This window comes from Parasynechococcus sp. (assembly GCF_042954325.1).
Taxonomy (GTDB): Bacteria; Cyanobacteriota; Cyanobacteriia; order PCC-6307; family Cyanobiaceae; genus Parasynechococcus.
This window is the reverse complement of record NZ_JBGKDS010000024.1, coordinates 1-2,318: the sequence shown is the minus strand read 5'-3', so window position 1 is coordinate 2,318 and position 2,318 is coordinate 1. Positions and strand designations below refer to the sequence as shown.

2 protein-coding genes are annotated in these 2,318 nt (G+C 63.5%); one reads left to right on the top strand and one right to left on the bottom strand.

Annotation, left to right across the window (positions count from 1 at the left end; translation table 11 throughout):
* Positions 1-1,290 (top strand): autotransporter domain-containing protein (locus tag ACGVKB_RS03815; RefSeq protein ID WP_392349954.1); only part of this gene is annotated, 1,290 nt, incomplete at its 5' end.
* Between the two features lie 90 nt (positions 1,291-1,380).
* Here ACGVKB_RS03815 and pyrF read toward each other — a convergent pair.
* Entirely contained in the window at positions 1,381-2,112 is a 732-nt protein-coding gene (pyrF, locus tag ACGVKB_RS03810) for an orotidine-5'-phosphate decarboxylase (RefSeq protein ID WP_392349953.1), read from the bottom strand.
* Positions 2,113-2,318 lie beyond the last annotated feature (206 nt).

The window sequence follows — 2,318 nt, the reverse complement described above, 5'->3', positions numbered from 1 at the left end:
CCAGAGCCGACTCCAGAACCAACTCCGGACAAGCCAGAGAAACCAGAGAAACCAGACAAGCCAGAACAACCCAATAAGCCGAAGGATCCACCTCCAACGGTGATCGTTCCGCCCTGTTTCGGGCCCTGCACCCAATTCCCCCCAGCTCCGCCCTACCGCCAATTCCAAGAGGTGGTCGACGACGCTGCACCGGAACCCACACCGATCCCAACCCCAGTCCCCACCCCCGAACCAAGCCCGGCGGAACCGATCCGTCCGCTCTGGTTCAAAAGCGATGGGCTCGATGATGCTGACGCTGAGGCCTATCTCGAGGAAACCCTCGAGCGCTACGACATGGCCCAGCTCAGCGCCGCTGAGATCGATGCGGATCGCGTGGCCATCAACGTCGATGGGGTGCTTTACACGGAGGTTGCCGCCCCCCACGGTCTGCTGTTCACCAATGAGATCAATGAACCCGGCGTGAATGTCTGGGTGCGTGGATTCGGAGGACGCAGCAGCAACGGCACCACCGGCCATCGCACCGCCACCTTCGACAACGGCGGAGCGCAACTCGGTTTCGACATCCCCCTCAGCGACGAAACTCGCATTGGCCTCTTCGGCACCTACGCGGCGATGCATGGCGAGGACGGCTCCCGCTCCAGCTGGGATGCAGACGGCTGGGGTGGTGGCGCCTACGCCGAATACTGGACCCGCAATTTTTATCTGCGCGGCATGGTCAGTGCCGGGGGCTATGACGGCGATCACCGCCGCAAGGTCGGAGACGACACCGCCAAAGGCAACCGCAGCGGCAATTCCTGGACCGGGGTCATCAACGTTGGGGCACCGCTGGACAGCGGTGACTGGATCATCGAACCCCAGGCATTGCTCAGCTACACCAACACCAGTCTCGACAAGTTCAGCGAACACGGCGCTGACCCCCGCGATCGCCTGCGCTTCCATGAGATGGAGGTGGACCAGATCGGCAGTGAACTGGCCGTGAAATTCGCCCTGCCCATCCGCGATGGCGAACGCTCGCTGTTCCTCCCCTCACTGCGGGTGGGTTGGGCCGCCGATTGGGGCCTCAGCGGCGATGACCAAAAAGTGTCTTACCTCCAATCCGGCAGAAGCAAACGCTGGGACCTCAATGGCAGCGATGACCATGCCGCCCTGGTGGAACTTGGCCTCGATTACACCACCTTCAATTTCAAAGACACCTCGATGGGCGTGTACGCCCGCGGCGGCGCCTTGTTCTGGGGTGGTGATCGCGGCACCAGCTGGCAGGTGCAAGGCGGCTTGAACTTCAAGTTCTGAGTTCCGCGCTGTTTAAAAGCAAGTCCACCCCGACCCGCTCGATGAGCTCGAACCATCCGGGGTGGTCGATCAGACCTGCTTCAAGGCGGATCAGGCCTTCAAGGGCTCGCAGCAGACGGCAAACGCGGCACAGGGATCGTCGGCTTTGGTGATCGGCCGTCCGATCACCAACTGGCTGGCGCCCGCTGCAATCGCCTCGGCCGGACCCATCACCCGGGCTTGATCGCCTACCGCAGCGCCTTTGGGGCGAATTCCGGGGGTCACCAAGGCAAAGGGCTCAGGGTGCTGGGCCCGCAATGCCGCGACCTCCAGCGGTGAACAGACACAGCCAGCGATGCCGGCGGCCGCCGACAGCTGTGCCAACGCCGACACCCGTTCGGCAATGCCCTGGCCAATGGCGAGTTCCCGTTGCAGCCGTTGCTCCTCCCAGCTGGTGAGCACCGTCACCGCCAGCAGCGTTGGTGCCGGTTGACCGGCACGTGTCGCGCCATCCAGTGCTGCGGCCTGGGCCGCCTTCAGTGCTTCGCTGCCGGCACAGGCATGCACCGTGATCAACTCCGCCCCCAGCGCCGCGGCCCGCCGGCAGGCCCCGGCCATCGTGGCCGGGATGTCGTGAAATTTGAGGTCGAGGAACACCCGCAGCCCCTGCTCGCGAAGTTGCGCCACGACGTGCGGGCCGGCCTGCACGAACAGCTCCAGACCCACCTTCACCCAACGCAACCCCTGCACCTGGCTTGCAAACGCCAGGGCCTGCTCTGGATCCATGCCATCAAGGGCCACGATGATCCGATCGGCGGGGTCAGCGGAGAGCGACGGAGCCAAGGCAAACGGGGGATATGGCGTCCATCCTGTCGCGCCGACAGATGCATCTCAACTGAAGTTCAGGCTGAGGGAGCAAGCCTGAGGCCAGTTGCTTGCTCAATGAAGGTCAGATAGTCGCGCTGCGATTCAGGCTTTCGCATGAATTCGAGGCCAACACCAGTGGCACCGGCAATGAAGACTCCGAAGAGGTGAAACACACGACAGGC